This window comes from Bartonella sp. AD328YNZD (assembly GCF_042196425.1).
On the sequence record NZ_JBHIQG010000367.1, the window covers coordinates 1 to 2277 of the forward strand.

The following is a 2277-nucleotide window of genomic DNA, read 5'->3' on the forward strand; positions in this document are numbered from 1 at the left end:
TTACCTTTACCTAAAGTCACACTCGTGTAATCAATGCCGCCATTCTCACCCTCTTTTTTATCGTAGTGAACAACAGCTGAATCATCAGACTGAAGACTGTTAGAAAGCTTCTCTAATCTTTTATCAAGCTGACCTTTGTTAACAGCTTCATTATCCTTTGTTGCTTCACCAACACCTGAAAGTGTCCGATCCGTACCAGTCTTGTTGGCTATGTTGACTTCACTGCCTTCTACTTCTTTACCAATAGTGATAACTTTTGTCTTTTCATCCTGCTTCGCAAGGCTATCACTAACTACATTGGTCACATCATTATGAACATTCGTGATAGAACTCGCAACTCCAGCAAATGCTTCCGCTACACTCTTATAGCTTTCCTCACTTTCTTTACCTTCTGCATCAACTTTCTTGATCACAAAACTTGGAGCTTTCCATTGTCCATCTTTATCGTAACCTGCTCCTCCACCAAAATAGGTCGCAAACTGTTTTTGCAGATCATAAATCTGTCCACCCGTAATCGCATCACTCGAGCCTGATACTATAGAGCCATCTGCAAGTGATGTAAGCTTGCTGTTCTCTTTATTGTCCCCATGCGTCGCTACAAACGCACCTTTAGTCTTACCCCATAACAATGCATCGCCTTGAACTGCTTGCGTAATATTACTCAGTTTTTCATCAAACTTTTTGACCTCATTAGACAGATGAGTGTTCACATTCTTGACACTCGTATCAAGACCCGCAAAGGCGCTACCAACATCGTTATGTGAATTAGTCGTTACTGTACCATCGTCAGAAACATTAGAGATTTTATAAGTCGGAGCGGTAAAAACACCCTCTTTAAATGCAGCATCACCACCTAAAAACTTAGCTACATCCTCACCGATTTTATTAATCTGACCACCCGAGATTGCATCATGTGAACCCTTGGCAATCTGACCATCGGCAACATTATGGAGTCCTACAGCTGCCTTATCCTTACCTTTACCTAGAGTCACACTCGTGTAATTAATGCCGCCATTATCACCATCTTTTTTATCGTAATGAACAACAGCTGAGTCATCAGATTGAAAACTATTAGAAAGCTTCTCTAAACTTTCATCAAGCTGACTTTTGTTAACCGCTTCATTATCATTCACAGCTTTCTTCACACCAGAAAGAATCCGATCCACACCACTTTTATTGGCAATGTTGATTTCTGTACCTTCTGTTTTGGCGCCAATAGTAATACGACCAGCATCTCCATCATCCTGTTTGACGAGGCTATCACTGACAACATTAGTCACATCATTATGAACATTCGTGACAGAAGTACTAATATCAGAAAGGGCTTCCGCTACACTCTTATAGCTTTTCTCACTTTCTTTGCCTGCTGCATCAACTTTCTTGATAACAAAATTGGGAGCTTTCCATTGTCCACTCTCATCATAGCCAGCACCACTATCTAAATATGTCGCAAGAGTGTTACTCATCGAATAGAGTTGTCCACCATTAATGGCATCTGTTGAGTTCGAGGTAATGTCACCATTTGCAAGAAACGTAATTCTACTGTTTTCCTGTCTCCTTACAGCTCTGCCTTTTTCTTCTTTGCTCTTTTCATGACGTGCTACAAAGGCATTGGCTTTATTACTCCAATTCAAAGAATCCTGCGCTACCCCTTCAGAAACTTCTTTAATCCGCGCATTCACATTCTTGATATTTGCATCAAGACCAGTAAATGCACTACCAACATCTTTAAAAAAGCCGTCTGTTATATTACCATCTGCATCAACCTTAGATAACTTGTAGGTTGGTCCTGTAAACATACCGCCAACAAATTTTGCATCACCACCAAGAAACTTAGCTAAATCCTGAGAAATTGTATTGATCTGACTACCATTAATCGCATCATGTGAGCTCTCACCAATGACACCATCTTTTACATTATGAAGCGCAACTGGTTCTGCATCCTTACCTTTGCCTAAAGTCACACTGCTATAGTCAACTATTCCGTCTTCTTTTTTATCGTAGAGAACCACTGCTGAATCTTCTGACTGAAGGCTGCTGGAAAGATCCTTCAGACTTGCATCAAGCTGCGCTTTATTGACTGCCTCGTCCCCATTTTGCGCTGCCTTAACACCAGAAAGAATTCGAGCATCACCATCCCGATTTAAAATATTGATTTTATTGCCGCCTCTTTCCGCACCAATAGTAATAAGACCCATCCTATCCTGCTTGACAAGGCTTTCACTCACTACATTCGTAATCTCTTTGCTGATCTCATTTTTTACATTCGTAACAGAA

Annotated in this window: 1 pseudogene; it reads right to left on the reverse strand. The window is 40.7% G+C overall.

The features are described from left to right. Nucleotides 1-2198: pseudogene (locus ACFIO3_RS11845) on the reverse strand (hypothetical protein); the annotation flags it as partial. Nucleotides 2199-2277: the final 79 nt, after the last annotated feature.